The organism is Ornithinibacillus salinisoli (assembly GCF_042684965.1).
In the GTDB taxonomy this organism is placed as follows: domain Bacteria; phylum Bacillota; class Bacilli; order Bacillales; family Amphibacillaceae; genus Ornithinibacillus; species Ornithinibacillus salinisoli.
In genome coordinates this window covers 210,710-230,196 of record NZ_JBHUMI010000016.1, presented here as the reverse complement: position 1 = coordinate 230,196, position 19,487 = coordinate 210,710, and the positions used below count along the sequence as shown (strand labels likewise).

Here is a 19,487-nt window from a genome sequence, read left to right as displayed (position 1 = left end):
AAAAGCGAACATTAAAACTAAATCACCAAATAACATTCGTATTAATTGAAGTTTCACCCGTAGGAATTTGACGAAAAATATCGAAAAGATAATTTTGTAATTATCGGTAAATTAGAACTAAAAGAAGCAAAAAAACAACAGGGCCCATACGACTAGTACTTTCGATTGATATTTCCCAAGATTTAATCATTATGTAACATTAATGTAATCAAAATGTAATCTAATTAACCCCTGAAAATTTCTTAATTCCATTTTATTAATTACGAACCGCACGCATGGATTATCGTGTTATTTTTTTAAATAGTTAAAAAGTTGCATCATTTTTTCTGCTCATTATGATACGATTAATGGTATGAATATGACGTTAGGAGTGAAAAGGATTGAAATGCAGAAACTGTGGCTATAAATTTCCATCAAGAGATATTCAGTTTTGCCCTGAATGTGGAAATAAAGTAAAAGAAACTCATACCAAGAAATTCCCTAAGAAATTCATGATGTTGTTGTTAACTATTGGAATTCTATTTGTTGGTGGCCTCATTACCTTTTATTTTATTGGGAACGCTAAGTATGATCCGATACATAAAATTAGCTCTTTTGAAGAAGCCATTTCGAATGAAAATCTAGAGGAGTTAACAAAATTATTAACTCCTTATGAGGATTCCTTTACAATCGATGAGGAAAGCACAGCTAACCTAGTAGATTTTTTCCGAAAAAATCCAGGTTCACTTCAAACAATAGTTAACGAATTAAAGAATAAGGCTGCAGCTCTAGAAGGTGGAAATACACTCTCTTCAGATTTGTACGCAACAATTACGATAGAGAAAAGTGAGAAAAAATGGTTTCTGTTTCATGATTATAAATTAGTTGTCATTCCAGCTTTTATCGAAGTATATACAACAGATAATAGTGTAGATCTAATTATAGATGGAAAGACAGTAGATACAACAACCGAAGAAGGGGTTCACGAAAAGAAGTACGGACCATACATGCCAGGTACACATTTTTTAAAAGCTATGTTTGATAATTCATATACAACGACTGAAAATGAACAAGAAGTTACGTTATTCCAAATGGAAAATAATATATCACGACATGAACTACAGGTGAATGTTGGAACATTCCGAATCGTTTCGACATTTGAAGAGGAAGCAACATTATTTGTAAATGACCAAGAAACAGATATTATCATTAATAAAGGTAACCAAGTGGTCGGCCCCTTTCCGCTCAGTGAAGATATTGAAATACATTTGGAAAAAGAAATGCCTTGGGAAACTGTCGTAAGTCAAAAAGAAACGATTTCTGAAGATGTAAGTGAAATTAGAATGAAGAAAGTATCAATCATTTCAGATCAAGAAGAAGAAAAAATTATAGATATTATAAATGATGTATTTACAACCTATACAGAAGCGTTAAATGCACGTGACGCTTCCATATTAATGGATAACATTACTGACAACATGGTAAAAGATTTACAAGAACAAATAGAATATGTCGAAGAGAATTTACCTGATTATGAGGGAACGTTACGAAAAGCACAGTATCGTCTGGACTGGTATCAAGATCCAGAATATGATAAGGAAGTTGGAGCATATGTATTCGACATAGATGTCATGTTCACTTACTATGAACCAAATGGAAAACTTGGCAGACTTTTCGAAGGTGAAAATGAGCATGAATATGAACGTGGTGTAAATGTAGTTTTACTATTCGATGAACAAGCAAATGAATGGAAAGTGGATCAGTATGAAAATAAACATTTCTTTGTTTTTGAAGATGACCCTGTCTATGAATTGGATTAAATTAAAAAATAGGTTATGCCCTACAGCATAACCTATTTTAACTTTATTCAACTTTTAATATCTTTACTTGAATATCGCCACCAGGTGTTACTACAGAAATCTCTTCTCCAACTTCATGTCCGATAAGACTTTTTGCCATTGGTGAATCATTCGAAATCTTTCCTTCAAATGGATCTGCTTCTGCACTACCAACAATCGTATATGTTTCTTCGTCTCCATCAGGTAACTCTTGAAAAGTAACCGATTTACCTAGGGATACGATATCTGGATTTTCATTATCATTTTCAATTATTACGGCGTTCCGAATCATTTTTTCTACTTGAGCAATTCTTGATTCAACAAACGCTTGCTCATCCTTTGCAGAATCGTATTCCGAGTTCTCAGAAAGGTCTCCGAAGTCACGAGCTACTTTAATGCGCTCTACTACTTCTTGTCTTCTTTCCGTTTTTAAGTACAATAATTCCTTTTCTAATTTCTCTTTCCCCTCTTGTGTCATATAAAAATTTTTCTCTACTGCCATAAAAAAAACACTCCTTTTTTATCTAGTCGCACATGCGTGACTACAAACTCTGATACAGGTTTTTGAATGAACCATAATAAATTAGATAAACAGTATAAATTGTATGATACTATTTATACTGATTTGACTCAACCATTATATCTAAAAAGTTTACTTTTCATTACTATGGCAGATTTTCTATAAATTCGCAATAGTTTCTTGTTAATTATTTGTTTGATACTTCTTTAATATTTGCTCAATCTTTGTAGCCATTAAGTCAATAGCTACGTGATTTTGACCACCTTCAGGAATAATAATGTCTGCATAACGTTTTGTTGGTTCAACAAATTGCAAATGCATGGGACGAACAGCATTTAAATATTGATCTATTACGGAATCTAATGTTCTTCCTCGCTCTTTTATATCTCTAAGAAGCCTTCTAATGATTCTAAGGTCTGCATCTGTATCAACAAACACTTTGATATCCATTAAATCCACTAAACGTGGATCCTCTAAAATTAAAATACCTTCCAATATGATTACATCTTTAGGTTCTACTTTTATAACCTCATTAGAGCGTGTATGTAATTTATAATCATACACAGGTTTATCAACAGAAGTATGGTGTAATAAATCATGTACATGTTCAATTAATAAATCATTATCAAATGCGAGTGGATGATCGTAATTTGTATTTAATCTCTCTTCAAAAGGTAAATGACTTTGATCTTTATAATAATAATCTTGTTCGATTACTAATATCGTTTTATCTGGAAATCGATTGTAAATGGACCTTGTTACAGATGTTTTACCACTACCGCTTCCACCTGCAACACCAATTACTACTGGTTTATCTCGCATACCAAATTATGGCCCCTTTCTCTTACTTTTTGTAACTAATTGCTATGCCATCCCCGATAGGCAAAATTGTTGTAACATAGTCTGAGTGATTCATTAACCATTCATTAAATGCTCTAATTTTTTCTACCATCTTCTTATATCTTGGATGTTCAAAATTAGGGTCAGCAACATAACCTCTAAATAATACATTATCCGTAATAATAAATCCATTATCAGCTAATAATGGGCTTGATTGTTCAAAAAAGTTTTTGTATTGTCCTTTTGCAGCATCGATAAATATACAATTAAATTTGTCGCTAAGTGACAATTTTTCTAGTTCTTCAAGCGCATCTCCATGTATCACCTGTATATTAGTATGCTTATTTCGTTTATTAATATTTTCAATTGCTTCTTTATATCTCTTATCATCTTTTTCGATCGTAACAATGTTACTATTCGGACTTACTTCGAGCATGCGGAGGGCAGAATAACCTATTGCTGTACCAATCTCTAAAATACGTTTCGGTTTCTGGAGTCGGATTAACTGCAAAAGAAATTCCATCCCTATGGAATCCATAATTGGTATCCTATCTTCTTCAGCTTGTTGCTGCAAATCTTTAATCCAACCATTATCTGTAGGCAATAGGTCTAACAAATAATTTGTAATCTGATCGTCCATGTTAACAACCTCTTTATATGTTAGTCTTCGATTCAAAAAAACGGGAAATGTGAATTTTTTAATTCACACTTCCTTCCCTAGTTTAATTAATATATTTACTTCTATTTTCATTATGTTCTTCATTTGTCTCTGCATAATGAATATTACCTTCACTATCATGCAAGAAATATAGGTAATCTGTTTCTTCTGGGTATATAGATGATTCTAATGCACTCTGAGAAAAATTCGAAATAGGACCTATTGGAAGTGCATCTATAACATAGGTGTTATACGGTGATTCTACTTCAGTATCAGTTAATAGCACTCTTCCTTTATGCGTACCAAGTGCATATAACACTGTTGGATCTGTTTGAAGACGCATACCTGCATCCAAACGATTATAGAAAACTCCTGATATGATCTTTCGTTGTTCTTCTGTAACTGCTTCTTTTTCTACGATGGATGCCATCGTTAACGCCTCATGGATAGAAAATCCTTTTTCATTAATACCGTCCATGTAGGAATAAACGACATCTCTCGTTTTATCAAGCATATTTGTAATTATCGTCTCTATTGGTGGTTCTGCTTCATAAAAATCATATGTTGCAGCAAACAAATAACCTTCTAATGGTGTTAAGATATCCTCCTGTAGTATCTCCTCGGATAAAATGGAAGGATAAGTGTCAATTAACGACTCTACATATGCTGTATCATTGACCTTATCTAAAAACTCTTCTTTTGTAATAGGTAGGGCATCTGCATAGACTTCTGCAATTTGTTCAACAGTCAACCCTTCTGGAATCGTAACACGATAAACTGGCTCTTTAATAATACGCCCACTCTTTAGAGATTCTATAATTTCATCAAACGTCATCGATTTTGTAAATGTATATTCACCGGCTTGAAAACCAGATTCATTTTTAAACTTTATGTAAAATCGAAAAATACGTGAGTCTTTAATTATTTCATTTTCCTCGAGTAATGAAGCAATGCTTGATGTAGATGAGCCTAAAGGTATTTCAACTTCGATACCCTGCTCATTATCTGGGTCAACTGGTTGTAATCCAGACTTAATATAGTTATACCCTGAAATTCCACCAACTACTAGAATTAATATTAAAGAAACAATTATAATTGCTACAACCTTACGGACAGTTCTCGCTTCCTCTCCCCGCACAATTAAATTTTCTCTATATTTTTTTGTCTTTTTTTTATCAGACATTCAACATACCCCTCTCATCCGGTATATTATACTAAAAAAATATCATCTACGCTAGAGTTAGATGAAGGAAGAAAGGAATACCATTAATAGTAGGTATCCGCCGGTAGTACCGGTGGTTATAATTTGGACTCTATAACCCACTTGTTTAACTTAGCCACTAAAATAGCTCCTCAAGTTACCGCCAACCGTACTCACATAACTTCCTTTAGCTCATCCACTAGTAATGCTTTGCGGCATGATAGCAGCCTCTATAATAATATCCAGAATCGAACTAGAGACTAGGATTTTAAAATACATATTAACATGAAATTAGCTGATGTCATTGAGACACCAGCTAATTTGTATATGACTGTTTATTGATTTAGTTCTTCTTCATCTGCTAATGTATTTAGCATTTCTTCTACCATTTCCCACTCTTCATCAGATTCTATTGGAAAAAGGGAAAGATCATTATCATCTTTTTCCTTTTCTTCGTAGCGAAACGCATATACTTCTACTTCTTCATCATCTTTTTGTTCTACTGGCACGACAGCAATATAAGAGTGATTGGTTTCATCTACATCAAATGTAAACAATACTTCAAATAAGTGCTCTTCACCATTCTCATCAGGAATAATTATTCGTTCCTTTTCTTCTAAAGCCATAAAAAATCCTCCTCTATAATTTTTGATCAAGGTAACCTTGTAAGATCATAACTGCTGCCATTTTATCAATGACTTTCTTCCGTTTCTTTCTACTCATATCTGCCTCTAGTAAAACTCGTTCAGCCGCGATTGTCGTCAATCGTTCATCCCATAATACGGTTGGTACGTGATGAACATCTTCTATGTGTTTCGCAAATACTTTAGAAGCCTCTCCGCGTTCACCGATTGTACCATTCATATTTTTGGGTAACCCGATAATAGCTTTCCCAATTTTATGCTCAGATATAATTTCTTTTAGCTGTTCGTCTGCTGACTCTATTTCATTTTCATCCCATTTAATTGTAGTTACTCCTTGAGCTGTCCATCCTAACTCATCACTAACTGCAACCCCAATTGTTTTGGAACCAACATCTAAACCCATTATTTTCATTTATTTATCCTTTTTTTGTTGCTCTAGATAGTATTTTACCAACTCTTCTATTACTTCATCACGTTCAACTTTACGGATTAAATTTCTAGCATCTTTATATCTAGGTATATATGCAGGATCTCCTGACAATAAATAGCCTACAATTTGATTTATTGGGTTATATCCTTTTTCCTGCAGTGCCTCATGTACTGTCATTAAAATTTCCTTAATGTCTTGATCAAATGGTTCTTCCGAAAAATTAAACTTCATTGTTTTATCAATCGAACTCATCGTGACACCTCATTCCGTTTATTACCCTTCTTTCATTATTCTAACATGTTTAATGGATTTAATATATCTTTTTATACATGATAGATATACAAGGGACTATTAACTATTTATATTCTCTTTTACATATTGTTTGACATATGTGAGAGCCTCATTAATTTTACTAGGATCTTTTCCTCCAGCCTGTGCCATATCAGGGCGACCACCGCCCCCGCCTCCACATATTTGAGCGGCATGTTTTATCAGATTACCTGCATGTAATCCTCGATCTATTAACGCTTTCGAAACACCTGCTATGAGCTGTACTTTTTGATCATTTTCAGCTGCTAGTAAAATAATTCCATCGTCCAATTTTTGCTTTAATTCATCAACCATATTACGAAGCTGGTTCATATCTTTCACAGTTACCTTTTGAGCCAACACATTAACACCTTGTACAGTTTCTACTTGATCTAAAATATTCGAAGCTTCTAAATTGGACATTTTAGCATGTAACGATTCGTTTTCTTTTTGCACTAATTTGATTTCCTGGAACAAGCTCTCAATACGTTCTGGTAGTTTTTCTTCATTGGTTTTGACAAGTTGTGCAGCTTGTTGTAATACATTCATCTTGTTGGATAAGAAATTGTATGCTTGTTTACTAGTAACTGCCTCAATTCTTCTTGTGCCAGCACCAATACCACCTTCTGAAACAATTTTAAACAAACCAATTTCTGAAGTATTTCGAACATGACATCCACCACATAATTCGATACTATAATCATCTATTTGTACAACACGTACAACGTCACCATATTTTTCTCCAAATAATGCCATTGCTCCAATTTCTTTCGCTTCAGCAAGTTTTTTATTATCTACAACGACACCGATAGAATCCCAAATTTTTTCATTAACTATTTTTTCTATTCGTTGTAGTTCATCGTTATCCACTGCACTAAAATGGGAGAAATCAAAGCGTAATCGATCTGGTGTAACTAATGAGCCTGCTTGGTTTACATGGGTACCTAGAACATCCTTCAAAGCCTGATGTAATAAGTGTGTTGCGGTATGATTTTTGATAACCGATGTACGGAATTGGCTATCTACTATTGCCTGTACAAGATCTCCAACTTTAAATTCACCATCCTTCACACGGATTTTATGAATGTGATCTCCTTTTGGTGATTTTTGTACATCTTCTACATACGCAGAAGCTGTGCTAGTATAGATCCAACCGTGGTCAGCAACTTGCCCCCCACTTTCCGCGTAAAACGGTGTTTCTTCTAGAATAACGAAAACCTCTTCATCTACACTTGCTGATTGCTTCGTTTCTTTTCCGCTTATAATGCCATGAATTGTTGTCTTTATTTCTAGTGTATGATACCCAACAAATTCACTCTTTACATCAATCGTACTTAAAATATCATCTTGCACCTGCATAGAGTCAACTTTTTGTCGAGCATTTCTAGCGCGCTCTCGTTGTTTTTCCATTTCTTTATGAAACGCTTCTTCATCAATGTTAAACCCTTGTTGTTCAACATACTCTTCCGTTAATTCTTTTGGGAATCCGTATGTGTCGTATAGACGAAAAACTTCTTCTCCTGGAAATACCGTACTGCCCTTCGATTTTTCTTTGTCCATAATCGAAGTTAGTATTTCTAATCCGTCATTTAACGTTTCATGAAATCGCTCTTCTTCCACTTTGATGATGTTCTGAATAAAGTCTTTTTGTTTTAATACCTCTGGATAGAAATCTTTCATGATTTCGCCTACCGTTTGTACTAATTCATACATAAACGGTTTCTCAATGCCGATCTCTTTGGCAAATCTCACAGCTCGACGTAATAATCTACGTAAAACATACCCTCTACCTTCATTAGATGGAAGTGCTCCATCACTAATAGCAAAGCTCACCGTACGGATATGATCTGCAATCACTTTATAAGCCGTATCACTATCTTTATCTTTACCATAAGGAGTTGACGTAAGTTTCTCCGTTTTTTGTATGATCGGCATAAATAAATCCGTCTCAAAGTTTGTTGGAGCATCTTGGATTACGCATACCATACGTTCAAGTCCCATTCCAGTATCAATATTTTTCTTTGGAAGTGGTGTATACGTATCATCTGGATTGTGATTAAATTGGGAAAAGACTAGATTCCATATCTCTAAGTAACGCTCATTCTCGCCACCAGGATATAGCTCCGGATCGTTTGGGTCATTTCCGTACTTTTCACCTCGATCATAAAAAATCTCCGTATTTGGTCCACTCGGTCCTTCACCAATATCCCAAAAGTTCTCCTCTAATCGAATAATTCTTTCTTTTGGTATATTCATATTGTTAAGCCAAATATCATATGCTTCATCATCTTCAGGATGGACGGTTACAGATAATCGTTCCGGATCAAATCCGATCCAATTTTCATTCGTTAAAAATTCCCAAGCCCATTCAATCGCTTCTTTTTTAAAATAATCACCGATAGAGAAATTCCCTAGCATCTCGAAAAACGTATGGTGTCTTGCTGTAAAACCTACATTCTCGATGTCATTTGTTCGTATTGATTTCTGTGCATTAACAATTCTTGGGTTCTCTGGGATCACTCGACCATCAAAATATTTTTTTAGTGTTGCCACTCCACTATTGATCCAAAGTAATGTTGGATCATCCATAGGCACAAGTGATGCGCTTGGCTCAACACGATGTCCTTTCTCTTTAAAAAAGTCTATAAACATTTGTCTAACTTGCGCTGAAGTTAATTGTTTCATTTTTCACCCTCCATTATTTTTACAAATAAAAAAATCCCCTCTCTGCTCTACTGCAGGGACGAGATATTCGCGGTACCACCCTAATTATGAACAATTATTAAATGTTCATCACTTGATCATGGTAACGGTTTGAAACCGACGGGTATTAGCCGCACTCCAGTCTAGCTTTCCATGGCTCTTATTTAGGATTTTTTTCAGCCTAATGAAAATCCCTCTCTGAAAAATCGAATTCCATGTACTCTTTACCTTCAACATATTAACGATATGATGTTATGCGATATTATAGATAATTTTTTAAAAAAAGTCAACGATCACGACTGATAGTAACAATATGTTTTGTAATTACTTTTAATATTGTAAGTAATGGCACAGCAACTATCATCCCAAGTACGCCTCCTAGTTTACCGCCGAGAAGTAGTGCAAATATAATTGCAACTGGATGAATCGCAACACTCTTACCAACAATATACGGTTGTAATAAGTTACTCTCAATTAATTGAATGACAAAGATCGCTATAATAACAAAAAACACAAGGTTTCCGGAAAGCGTAAGTGCAATACCAATAGCTGGAATCGCACCGATAATGGGTCCGAAATAAGGGATTATGTTAGTTAGCCCCATGATTATAGCCAGTAATAAGGCATATTTTAAATCTAAAAAATGAAAAATAATATATGATGCTAAACTGACAAAGAGACAAACTATTAACTGCCCTCGTATATAATTTCCAAGACTTTTATCAATCGCTTGCACTAATCTACTTGATTGCTGCTGATACTTCTTCGGGATAAAACCTTTTAAATAACTTCTTATTTTTGTGTAATCTTTTAAAAAATAAAAAACGAGTACTGGAATGACCGTGATTATAACAATCATATCAAACACCCGTGTTATACCACCAATTACATTGCCAATAATTCCTTCTATATACGTTTCAATATTAGCAATAATTCCATCTATCTTATCATGTACCCTTTCAGGTAAAAAGGATGTAGAATCATATATTTGATAAATGAAACCTTGATACATTTCAACCAATTGGGGTAAATACTCATTTAAATCATGTAATTGATGAACAACGACAGGATATATGCGATAAATTAAATATCCAGCTCCACCAAAAAACAAAATATAAATCAATAGAACTGCAATACTTTTGGGGATATTATACTGATGGAGTTTTTTTACTATTGGAAAAAGTAAGTATGCGATTAAGCAAGCAATAATAAATGGTGAAAAGAGCTGTAATACAAAGGTGAAAAAGGCGTGATAAAATGGAAATAACTTCACTAGTAAGTAAATAAATAAAAATAATAATATACCTGAAATAATCCAATACAGAAAGTTTATTGGCTTTTTTTGCAGAAACATAGATGACCTCTCCTTAGTATAAATATAGTCTTTGCATTACACTAAGGATTACCAATTTAACTTTCTTTCATCATCCGTAAATAAATCATCTAAAGAACTCAAAGAACCATCAGCCTCTACTTGATGTACTGTCAATTCATCCCCTGTAATCGACATCTCAATAAAGCAATTCCAACAGTAGAACTGTTGGGAACCTATTTTTCCAATATCCTTTCCATTGCAGTTTGGGCATTGCATCAACATAATATCTCCCCTATTATTGTGTGTTCAAAAATAGGATGAAAAGGACCGAAAATTTCGAGGCGGTGTAGTTATGAGCAACGCAGAAACAAGCCAACGAAGAAATTCGATGTGTCATTTTTACCAGACTTTTTGAACAACCTCTATTATTGCTAAGATATTATGTTATGCTAACCGATAATTAATAAATTATACATTATCACATAAAATCGTACGGTGAAATATCCTCATCTTCTTCATTCTCCTGCTTTTGTTGAAGAATGTTGGATTCATCACTTATTCGATCTGTCAACTGCTCCTTTAACGAAGTGAAACGTTTATTTGTATCTTGTGTTCGTATCCCTCTCATCAAAGCATTCGTTTCACCACAAATAATTAAGGATTGCTTTCCCCTCGTAATAGCAGTGTATAATAAGTTCTTACGTAACATGCGATAATAGGTTGAAACAATGGGTAGAATGACAATGGGAAACTCACTACCTTGTGATTTATGAATGGAAATACAATAGGCAAGCATGAGATTAATATAATCTTTTCGTTCATATACTACTTCTTTATCATCAAATAATACGACAAGCTGCTCAACATGATCCGTGTTCTCATCTTCTTCAAATATAGCTACCACTTCACCTATATCACCATTAAAGACCCCATCCTCAGGTTGGTTTACAAGCTGAATCACTTTATCACCAATACGAAATATGGAATCATTAACCTTTACTTCGCGTTTCTTCGATGTCTTCGGATTCACTAATTGCTGTAACGCTTTATTAATCATCGTGATACCAGCTTGTGTACGATACATTGGAGCTAGAACTTGTATATCCATTAGGTCAATACCTTTATCCATAGCTTTTTTATAGACTTTAGTAATAACCTCAATAACGTGATGTTCTCTACAATTAATAAAACTAAAATCCGTATCGTTATGTAGTAAATCTATTTGAAAAGATTCATTTTTAATCGAATGGGCTAATTGGATAATTTTAGAGCCTTCCTTCTGACGGTATACTTCATGTAAACTAACGGTTGGAATAATTGCACTTTCCAACAAATCCGTAAGAACTTGCCCTGGTCCGACCGAGGGCAGTTGATCCTCATCACCAACAACAAGGACCTGCATATCATCCGGTATAGCTTTAAATAAATGATTCGCTAACCATATATCGACCATTGAAAATTCATCAATAATTAATATTTTTCCAGATAATTGTTCATGTTCATCTTTTTCAAACCCATCACTCCCATTCCACCCTAATAATCGATGAATGGTAACAGCAGGTAATCCGGTAGATTCATTTATACGCTTAGCCGCTCGTCCAGTAGGTGCAGTTAACACGAATGGGAAATCCGATTTCTTATCATAATCTGTTGGATCGATAGAAAGACTATGAATGACTCCATACGCTTTAATAATTCCTTTAATAACAGTAGTTTTACCTGTCCCAGGACCTCCTGTTAAGATCATTAGTTTGGAGTGTAAAGCTTGATTAATCGCATGGAACTGCTCTTTACCATAGCTTAGGACTTCTTCCTCTTCAATTTGACCAATTATTTTCATCAGCTCTGCCATTGTGGTATCATCTTCTACCTCATTAGATAATAACCGCTTCACATGTGAAGCAAAACCGTCTTCAGCATAATATAGTGACGGCAAATATACATTACCTTGTTGAAGAATTACAGTTTTTTCTTTATTCAATTCTTCTAACCGAGAACTAATCGATGCTTGGTCTAGAGATTGTTCAGGATTTAGTAATAACTGGATAACCTGTCCTATGCATTCCTCTATCGGCAAATACACATGCCCATCTTGAATACTTTTTTGTAAAACATATATACAACCAGCACCAATACGATTTGGATGTGTTAACGATAGACCATTCTTTCTCGCTATATCATCAGCAGTTTGAAAGCCAAATCCATCAATATCAAAAACATACCGGTATGGATCTTCTTGTAAAACTTTAGTCGCTTCCTCGTGATAAACTTCATATATTTTCTGTGCGGTTTTTAGTCCGATATTATACTTCGATAGATGGACAACTACATGCTCAAAACCTTGATTTTCCTGTAATCGCTTCACAAGACTATCAGCTGTTTCTTTCTTAAGTCCTGGTACAGATGCTAATGCATCTTTGTCATTAAGAATCTTTGATACAGCTTGATCTCCTAAATGATTAACAATCTTTTGTGCTGTCTTTTTTCCAATTCCATAAAACAAATCACTAGATAAATAGGCTACCAGACCATCTTTCGTATCAGGTACATAGGTTTGGTAGGATGTTACATGGTACTGGGTTCCATATCTTGGATGCTTTTCAAATTGGCCATAAAAATAATAAGCATTTCCATCCAGAAGGCTGGAAAAATACCCCTTGGCCACGATTTCCTTTTCTTTATAGTCCGTATTAGTATCATGGATTTTTAACTTTACGATCGAAAAATGCTCTACTTCATTTTGAAAAATCGTATAAAGAAGTTCTCCTTTGATATATTCTTTTTCCCCAGTACCTGTTTCCATTTTAACGACCCCACTGTCTTACTGTTCTTTTTCTTTTAATAATTGATCGAGCTGCTTCTTCCCATTTGCTGCTAATACATGCTCAGGTTGAATGGCTAGCGCTTCCTCAAAATGGTCTCGTGCTTCTTCGACTTGATCATTATATAAAGCAATTACACCCAAGTTATAATGGGCGTCACTATGTTCATTATCTTTCTCCAATACGTGTTGAAATACTTTTTTTGCATCCGTGATTAGATCGCTTTGAGCTAAAGCTAGACCATATTGAAAGTGTAGTTCAATATCATTCTCATCAAGCTCCGTTGCACGGAGTAAGTATGGTAATGCTAACTTATAATGTTCCTGATGTTGGAACGTCATTCCTAGCATAAAGTAAACGTCTGCCTCTTCTAATCCTAATTCAATTGCTTGTTGAAAATTAGCTTGCGCTTTTGGAAAAATCGCTTGTTCAAAATATAAATTACCTAACCCATAATAGGCTGTAGCAGCATTTTTATCTAGTTCAATTGCCTTTTCATAAAATCGTTTCGCTCGCTCTTGGTCCTTTACATGTAATAGCAAATTTCCAAAATTAATGTAACCAAGTGGATCATTGGGTTCTTCTTGAATAACTTCATGAAAAATACTAGCTGCCTCTTCATATTTGTTTTCTTTCATTAATTGAATTGCTTTTGTGTTTTTATCCATCTGTAAACTCCTTGCATGATCTTTGTAAAAAGGATCACGTTATTAGCGTGATCCCCAGTATTTATCCTACATAATCTAGCGCTTTTTGATCCTTAATAACTTCATCAATCGTTCCTCCACCAAGACACACATCACCATCATAAAAAACAACTGCTTGTCCTGGGGTGATAGCTCGTTGTTTTTCATCAAAAACAACTTTTACATTTCCGTTATCTAATAAATGGACTGTAACTCCACTATCTTGTTGACGATAACGAAATTTTGCAGTACATGCAAAGGTCTTGTTAATTTTATCGGGATTAATCCAGTTTATATCTGCAGCAGTTAATTCATCTGAGTATAATTTTTCGTTGTGATAACCTTGTTCAACGTATAAGATATTCTCGTTTAAATTTTTCCCCACTACAAACCATGGATCGCCTGCTCCACCAATACCCAAGCCTTGTCGTTGACCAATGGTATAATACATTAATCCATCATGACGCCCTTTTACTATACCATCTAACGTTTGCATTTCTCCAGGTTGTGCTGGCAAATATTCACTCAGAAATTCTTTGAAATTACGTTCACCAATAAAACAAATTCCAGTACTATCTTTCTTAGTTGCTGTAACTAGTCCACGATCCTTTGCTATTTCTCTTACTTTTGATTTTGGTAGATGCCCTAATGGAAACATCACTTTTTGTAGGACGTCTTCAGAGAGCTGATTTAAAAAGTATGTTTGATCCTTATTATCGTCAACACCACGTAGCATTTCAAATTCACCATTATTTTCACGTACTTGTGCATAGTGCCCTGTTGCCAAATAATCAGCTCCAAGTGACAGTGCATGCTCTAAAAATGCTTTAAATTTGATTTCTTTATTACACATGACATCCGGGTTTGGTGTTCTTCCTGCTTTATACTCATCTAAAAAGTAAGTAAATACTTTATCCCAATATTGCTTTTCAAAATTCACCGCATAATATGGGATATCCAATTGATTACAAACACGAACGACATCATCGAAATCTTCTGTAGCTGTACATACTCCAAATTCATCCGTATCGTCCCAGTTTTTCATAAAAATACCGACAACATCATATCCTTGCTCTTTTAATAGTAAAGCAGCAACGGAAGAATCGACACCACCACTCATTCCAACTACAACTCGTGTATTTTGATTATTATTCATGTTGTCCACCACCTTTTCACGCTGTTAACCGTTTTATAATTTTTGATACTCTGTTAGCTGCATCTGTTATATTTTCTTTCGTGTTAAATATACCAAAACTAAATCGAATAGAATTAGTAGTACATTCATTATTTTCACCGTAAATCGCAGACAATACATGTGAAGGCTCTATGGAACCTGCTGTACATGCACTTCCACTTGAGGCTGCAATTCCTGATAGATCAAAATTAGTTAAAAGGGTTTCAACATTTGTACCTGGGAAACTAATATTGACTATTGCTGGAACAGTGTCTTCTAACTTCCCATTCAATTGAAAGGAAATCCCTTCCTCGCTTAATATGGATAGGAATAAATCTTTAAATTGCTGATATTCTTTTCTTCGAGATTCTTTATGTTCTATCGCTAATTCTACTGCTTTTTGGAATCCGACAGCACTAACTACATTTTCCGTTCCTGGTCGACGTTTTCGTTCTTGTTCACCACCAAATTGCAATGCATTTACTTTTACATCTTCACCTACATATAAAAAACCTATCCCTTTTGGTCCATTAATCTTATGTGCAGAAACTGTAAGCAAGTCAATTCCCATTTCTTTTACGTCTATATCTAATAAGCCATAAGCTTGGACTGCATCTGTATGGAAATATGCTTGATGCTCACGTAGTAACGCTGCAGCTTCTTGAATAGGTTGGATAACACCAGTTTCATTGTTTACATACATGATAGAAACTAAAATGGTTTCATCCGTTAACGCATTTTTCAAATCTTCAAGGTTAATCTTTCCATCTTCATTTACGGCTAAATACGTTATATCGAAACCTTCTTTTTCCAAGTATTCCGCAGTATGAAGAGCAGCATGATGCTCTTGTTTTGTCGTTATAATGTGAGTACCATTATGTTTATTAGCTTTTGCTGTACCAATTAAAGCTAAGTTATCTGCTTCTGTTCCACCACTAGTAAAAATAATTTCTTTTTCATTGGCATGTATGCTTTTAGCTAAGATTCGTCTAGCTTCATCTAATAATTGCCTTGCTTTCCTACCAAAAGAATGTACACTTGATGGATTTCCAAAGACTTCGCTGTATATTGGATACATGGTATCAATAACCCGTTGATCCATCGGTGTTGTTGCAGCATGATCCAAATATATGTGTTCCATGATTCGTTCCCTTCTTTCAACTAAATATAAAACATATATGCATCTTGTACTAAGTCATCATTATCATGATTTATTAAGTCCTCTAATGTAGTAGTATCTAATACATCTTTCACTGCATCACGGATTCTTAACCATAATTGTTGTTTCGCAGGCTCTTCATCTTCAATACCTTCTACAGGTGTAATTGGTCCTTCAAGAACTCGAATAATGTCACCTGCGCTAATTTCTTTCGGATCTTTTGGCAGCATATAACCTCCATATGCTCCACGAACACTTTTAATCAACCCTGCATTACGTAAAGGAGTTGCAAGTTGTTCTAAATAATGCTCTGAAAGATCATTGTCTTTAGCTATCACTTTTAATGGAGTAGGTCCATCCCCATATTTTTTCGCTAGTTCAATCATTATTGTTAAGCCATAACGGCCTTTCGTAGATATTTTCATCTTCATACTCCCCTAATAACTACATTTTTCCTTATAAATATAACATATCGAAACCAAAGTTTTTAATACATGGTATTATAGCATGAAATATTAGTCTCTTGCATTTTATCCATTTCAAGCTTACGCTGAATTAGTAGACTATTATTTATAAAGGAAGATATTTATGAAACAGCAACCATTAGCTTATCGTATGAGACCAACTCATATCAAGGAAATTATCGGACAAGAACATTTAGTAGGAGAAGGAAAAATTATTAACCGTATGGTTAAAGCTGAGCAATTAGCTTCCATGATTCTATTTGGTCCACCCGGAACTGGTAAAACTTCCATGGCGGTTGCTTTAGCTAAAAGCCTCCAGTTACCAGTAAAACTATTAAATGCAGTAGTTGATAAAAAGAAAGATATGGAAATTGTTGTAGAGGAAGCAAAAATGACTGGTCATATTGTATTGATTCTTGATGAAGTGCATCGCTTAGATAAAGCAAAGCAAGACTTTCTATTACCCCATTTAGAGAGTAATCTAATCACCCTGATAGGTTGCACAACTAGTAATCCATATCATGCAATTAATCCAGCTATTAGAAGTAGATGCCATCTTTTTGAATTACATGCATTAACGGTTGACCATGTAATAACTGCATTACATAGGGCAATAACAGATGAAATAAATGGACTTGGTGAAAAGGAGATCATACTGGTGGATGAAGCTATCGAACACTTTGCTAATAGCTCAGGTGGCGATATGCGTTCTGCATTAAATGGTTTAGAATTGGCTATTTCATCTACCCCTAAAAATGATAAAGGACAAATTATTATAAACTTGGAAACAGCTGAAGAGTGCATGCAAAAGAAGAGTTTTTCACATGATAAAGATGGTGATGCTCATTACGATGTACTGTCTGCATTTCAAAAGTCAATTAGAGGAAGTGACGTCGATGCAGCCCTACATTATTTAGGTAGATTAATTGAAGCTGGCGACTTAGATAGTATTGCACGCAGAATGATTGTTATCGCCTACGAGGATATCGGTTTAGCTAATCCACAGGCAGGACCCCGAGCTGTTGCAGCTGTTGAAGCTGCTGAACGGTTAGGATTTCCTGAGGCTAGAATTCCACTTGCTGTTGCTATTACTGAACTTTGTCTCTCCCCTAAATCGAATACCGCTTATAAATCTTTAGATGCGGCATTAGCTGATATTCGCCATGGTAAAAGTGGGGAAATACCACTCCATTTAAAAGATTCACATTATCAAGGTGCTAAAAAGCTAGGACGTGGAGTAGAGTATAAATATCCACATAATTATGAGAATGGATGGGTAAGTCAACAATATCTACCTGACTCTATAAAAAACAAACAATACTATCATCCAAAAGGCACAGGTAAATTCGAAAAAGCTATGAAACAAGTTTACGAAAAAATACAAAAGGATAAAGAGAAACAACAATAGCGTTGAATACTCTTTTCCACTTATTATTGTTGACCAATCGAAAACCTTTACTAGTAGTTATTCCTCCCTCACGTATATCTATTTGTAAAATCTAAGTTGAAATTTGCTGCCTGTTAGATGCAAGATAAAAAGTACAGTAAAAGATAGGTATAAATCTTTTTCCAAACGGTCAAACTAATGAAAAGTAAACACAAATTAATAGGTATTAAATCTATTGTTTATGAATCAACACGTGTTTTTGGAAAAGGAGATGAATCAGAATGGTTAAAGTTAGACAAGATGCTTGGTCACACGAAGATGATCTATTATTAGCAGAAACGGTCTTACGCCATATTAGAGAAGGTAGTACACAACTTAATGCATTTGAAGAGGTTGGAGATAAGTTAAATCGCACCTCAGCAGCGTGTGGGTTTCGGTGGAATGCAGAAATAAGGCAAAAGTATGAAGATGCTATTGATCTTGCAAAGAGACAACGAAAAGAGAAAAAACGTGCTATGGAAAGGTCGAAAACGGTAACAAAGCAACCTGTCGTTTCTTTACAACAAGAATATAGTAATAATGACAGTGATGCTGATACTCAAACAGAAGTCACAAAGGAATCGACAATTACACTAGATACTATTATTCAATTTTTAAGACAAATGAAAAAAGACTATTATGCTTCTAATCAATCAAAACTAACACTAGATCAAACACAAAAAGAAAATGATATGCTGAAACAACAGATTGCTAAATTAGAAAAGCAATTAGAACAAACTGAAAAACAATTGAATACGATTCAAGAAGATTATCAAGTATTTGTTCAAATCATGGATCGCGCAAGAAAAATGACTGTATTAGATGATCACGGTTCATCCATGAAAGCTCCAGCATTTCGAATGGACAAAAATGGCAATTTAGAACAGTTAGCACAAGGATCAAATTAATAGGATAGATTAGCCTTTCACAATCAATCATGTGGAAGGTTTTTTATTTGCTAATTACCCCTCAATGAATACATACAAAAAATGGACTTATATTCACATGTTAAGTAAATATAAGTCCATTTTGATTTTATGTATCCTTCAATCCCAATAGTGCCGTCTATCCGATAGTTTTGATCCCGCTCGCAGCAGGTGGGTGCCCTGTTTTATATGTATTGTGCTTCCTCCATAAATGAGAGGCATGCACGCAATATAAAAACCGTCAGGCTCCCAAATCTATAAATGTTCGGTCAAAACATTTTATATAGACGTACACATCAGGATTGATTAAGATTACTATATTGTAAAAATATATTAACACATCACACCCTTTATTTCAATAAAGCGAAGTATGAAGTATTCATTACATTTGTT

Annotated in this window: 18 protein-coding genes, 1 other RNA gene and 1 other annotated feature; of the genes, 3 read left to right on the top strand and 16 right to left on the bottom strand. The window is 34.6% G+C overall.

Annotated features, from left to right (window positions below; translation table 11 throughout):
- Positions 1-380 precede the first annotated feature (380 nt).
- Positions 381-1,799: a zinc ribbon domain-containing protein gene (locus ACFSTA_RS11715; RefSeq protein WP_377556886.1), complete on the top strand. Its 1,419-nt coding sequence runs from the start codon at positions 381-383 to the stop codon at positions 1,797-1,799.
- A gap of 43 nt (positions 1,800-1,842) precedes the next feature.
- Here ACFSTA_RS11715 and greA read toward each other — a convergent pair whose 3' ends face one another.
- From greA to cymR, 15 genes are all read right to left on the bottom strand, one after another.
- Positions 1,843-2,319 carry a transcription elongation factor GreA gene (greA, locus tag ACFSTA_RS11710; RefSeq protein ID WP_377556885.1) on the bottom strand — a complete coding sequence of 159 codons (477 nt, stop codon included), beginning with the start codon at positions 2,317-2,319 and terminating at the stop codon, positions 1,843-1,845.
- 201 nt (positions 2,320-2,520) lie between these two features.
- Positions 2,521-3,159, bottom strand: coding sequence for a uridine kinase (udk, locus tag ACFSTA_RS11705; RefSeq protein WP_377556884.1), 639 nt, complete (start codon positions 3,157-3,159; stop codon positions 2,521-2,523).
- 22 nt (positions 3,160-3,181) lie between these two features.
- The gene (locus tag ACFSTA_RS11700) at positions 3,182-3,817 is read right to left on the bottom strand and encodes an O-methyltransferase (protein WP_377556882.1); all 636 of its coding nucleotides are present in this window, start codon (positions 3,815-3,817) and stop codon (positions 3,182-3,184) included.
- An 82-nt stretch (positions 3,818-3,899) separates the two neighbouring features.
- Entirely contained in the window at positions 3,900-5,018 is a 1,119-nt protein-coding gene (gene mltG, locus ACFSTA_RS11695) for an endolytic transglycosylase MltG (protein ID WP_377556881.1), read from the bottom strand.
- 353 nt (positions 5,019-5,371) lie between these two features.
- Positions 5,372-5,662: a DUF1292 domain-containing protein gene (locus tag ACFSTA_RS11690; RefSeq protein WP_377556880.1), complete on the bottom strand. Its 291-nt coding sequence runs from the start codon at positions 5,660-5,662 to the stop codon at positions 5,372-5,374.
- A gap of 13 nt (positions 5,663-5,675) precedes the next feature.
- Complete coding sequence (gene ruvX / locus ACFSTA_RS11685) at positions 5,676-6,092, bottom strand: Holliday junction resolvase RuvX (RefSeq protein ID WP_377556879.1); 417 nt, start codon at positions 6,090-6,092, stop codon at positions 5,676-5,678.
- Complete coding sequence (locus ACFSTA_RS11680; protein WP_377556878.1) at positions 6,093-6,362, bottom strand: IreB family regulatory phosphoprotein; 270 nt, start codon at positions 6,360-6,362, stop codon at positions 6,093-6,095.
- 99 nt (positions 6,363-6,461) lie between these two features.
- On the bottom strand, positions 6,462-9,104 hold the full coding sequence (alaS, locus tag ACFSTA_RS11675) for an alanine--tRNA ligase (RefSeq protein WP_377556877.1): 2,643 nt from the start codon (positions 9,102-9,104) through the stop codon (positions 6,462-6,464).
- 51 nt (positions 9,105-9,155) lie between these two features.
- Positions 9,156-9,365 (bottom strand) — a binding site (T-box leader).
- A gap of 43 nt (positions 9,366-9,408) precedes the next feature.
- Positions 9,409-10,476, bottom strand: a complete 1,068-nt coding sequence (locus tag ACFSTA_RS11670) for an AI-2E family transporter (RefSeq protein ID WP_377556876.1) — start codon at positions 10,474-10,476, stop codon at positions 9,409-9,411.
- A 48-nt stretch (positions 10,477-10,524) separates the two neighbouring features.
- A complete protein-coding gene (locus ACFSTA_RS11665; protein ID WP_377557373.1) occupies positions 10,525-10,713 on the bottom strand; it encodes a hypothetical protein in 189 nt (62 codons plus the stop codon).
- 202 nt (positions 10,714-10,915) lie between these two features.
- A complete protein-coding gene (gene recD2, locus ACFSTA_RS11660; protein WP_377556875.1) occupies positions 10,916-13,240 on the bottom strand; it encodes an SF1B family DNA helicase RecD2 in 2,325 nt (774 codons plus the stop codon).
- An 18-nt stretch (positions 13,241-13,258) separates the two neighbouring features.
- The gene (locus ACFSTA_RS11655; protein ID WP_377556874.1) at positions 13,259-13,927 is read right to left on the bottom strand and encodes a tetratricopeptide repeat protein; all 669 of its coding nucleotides are present in this window, start codon (positions 13,925-13,927) and stop codon (positions 13,259-13,261) included.
- 61 nt (positions 13,928-13,988) lie between these two features.
- The gene (mnmA, locus tag ACFSTA_RS11650) at positions 13,989-15,101 is read right to left on the bottom strand and encodes a tRNA 2-thiouridine(34) synthase MnmA (RefSeq protein WP_377556873.1); all 1,113 of its coding nucleotides are present in this window, start codon (positions 15,099-15,101) and stop codon (positions 13,989-13,991) included.
- 16 nt (positions 15,102-15,117) lie between these two features.
- Positions 15,118-16,260: a cysteine desulfurase family protein gene (locus ACFSTA_RS11645; protein WP_377556872.1), complete on the bottom strand. Its 1,143-nt coding sequence runs from the start codon at positions 16,258-16,260 to the stop codon at positions 15,118-15,120.
- 20 nt (positions 16,261-16,280) lie between these two features.
- On the bottom strand, positions 16,281-16,703 hold the full coding sequence (gene cymR, locus ACFSTA_RS11640) for a cysteine metabolism transcriptional regulator CymR (protein WP_377556871.1): 423 nt from the start codon (positions 16,701-16,703) through the stop codon (positions 16,281-16,283).
- Between the two features lie 163 nt (positions 16,704-16,866).
- Between cymR and ACFSTA_RS11635 the strand changes: the two genes are divergently transcribed.
- Both ACFSTA_RS11635 and ACFSTA_RS11630 read left to right on the top strand, forming a co-directional pair.
- On the top strand, positions 16,867-18,150 hold the full coding sequence (locus ACFSTA_RS11635) for a replication-associated recombination protein A (RefSeq protein WP_377556870.1): 1,284 nt from the start codon (positions 16,867-16,869) through the stop codon (positions 18,148-18,150).
- A gap of 260 nt (positions 18,151-18,410) precedes the next feature.
- On the top strand, positions 18,411-19,076 hold the full coding sequence (locus ACFSTA_RS11630) for an RsfA family transcriptional regulator (protein ID WP_377556869.1): 666 nt from the start codon (positions 18,411-18,413) through the stop codon (positions 19,074-19,076).
- Positions 19,077-19,213: 137 nt separating this feature from the next.
- On the opposite strand, the gene ssrS is transcribed toward ACFSTA_RS11630, so the two are convergent.
- Positions 19,214-19,400: non-coding RNA, 6S RNA (gene ssrS, locus ACFSTA_RS11625), on the bottom strand.
- Between the last annotated feature and the right edge of the window lie 87 nt (positions 19,401-19,487).

Bases quoted from the DNA above. Each gene is read 5' to 3' on its own strand.
- ACFSTA_RS11700 (WP_377556882.1), bottom strand. From the start codon at position 3,817: ATGGACGATCAGATTACAAATTATTTGTTAGACCTATTGCCTACAGAT.
- mnmA (WP_377556873.1), bottom strand. From the start codon at position 15,101: ATGAATAATAATCAAAATACACGAGTTGTAGTTGGAATGAGTGGTGGT.
- ACFSTA_RS11630 (WP_377556869.1), top strand. From the start codon at position 18,411: ATGGTTAAAGTTAGACAAGATGCTTGGTCACACGAAGATGATCTATTA.
- ruvX (WP_377556879.1), bottom strand. From the start codon at position 6,092: ATGAAAATAATGGGTTTAGATGTTGGTTCCAAAACAATTGGGGTTGCA.
- ACFSTA_RS11690 (WP_377556880.1), bottom strand. From the start codon at position 5,662: ATGGCTTTAGAAGAAAAGGAACGAATAATTATTCCTGATGAGAATGGT.
- recD2 (WP_377556875.1), bottom strand. From the start codon at position 13,240: ATGGAAACAGGTACTGGGGAAAAAGAATATATCAAAGGAGAACTTCTT.
- alaS (WP_377556877.1), bottom strand. From the start codon at position 9,104: ATGAAACAATTAACTTCAGCGCAAGTTAGACAAATGTTTATAGACTTT.
- ACFSTA_RS11655 (WP_377556874.1), bottom strand. From the start codon at position 13,927: ATGGATAAAAACACAAAAGCAATTCAATTAATGAAAGAAAACAAATAT.
- mltG (WP_377556881.1), bottom strand. From the start codon at position 5,018: ATGTCTGATAAAAAAAAGACAAAAAAATATAGAGAAAATTTAATTGTG.
- udk (WP_377556884.1), bottom strand. From the start codon at position 3,159: ATGCGAGATAAACCAGTAGTAATTGGTGTTGCAGGTGGAAGCGGTAGT.
- cymR (WP_377556871.1), bottom strand. From the start codon at position 16,703: ATGAAAATATCTACGAAAGGCCGTTATGGCTTAACAATAATGATTGAA.
- ACFSTA_RS11645 (WP_377556872.1), bottom strand. From the start codon at position 16,260: ATGGAACACATATATTTGGATCATGCTGCAACAACACCGATGGATCAA.
- ACFSTA_RS11680 (WP_377556878.1), bottom strand. From the start codon at position 6,362: ATGAGTTCGATTGATAAAACAATGAAGTTTAATTTTTCGGAAGAACCA.
- greA (WP_377556885.1), bottom strand. From the start codon at position 2,319: ATGGCAGTAGAGAAAAATTTTTATATGACACAAGAGGGGAAAGAGAAA.
- ACFSTA_RS11670 (WP_377556876.1), bottom strand. From the start codon at position 10,476: ATGTTTCTGCAAAAAAAGCCAATAAACTTTCTGTATTGGATTATTTCA.
- ACFSTA_RS11635 (WP_377556870.1), top strand. From the start codon at position 16,867: ATGAAACAGCAACCATTAGCTTATCGTATGAGACCAACTCATATCAAG.
- ACFSTA_RS11665 (WP_377557373.1), bottom strand. From the start codon at position 10,713: ATGCAATGCCCAAACTGCAATGGAAAGGATATTGGAAAAATAGGTTCC.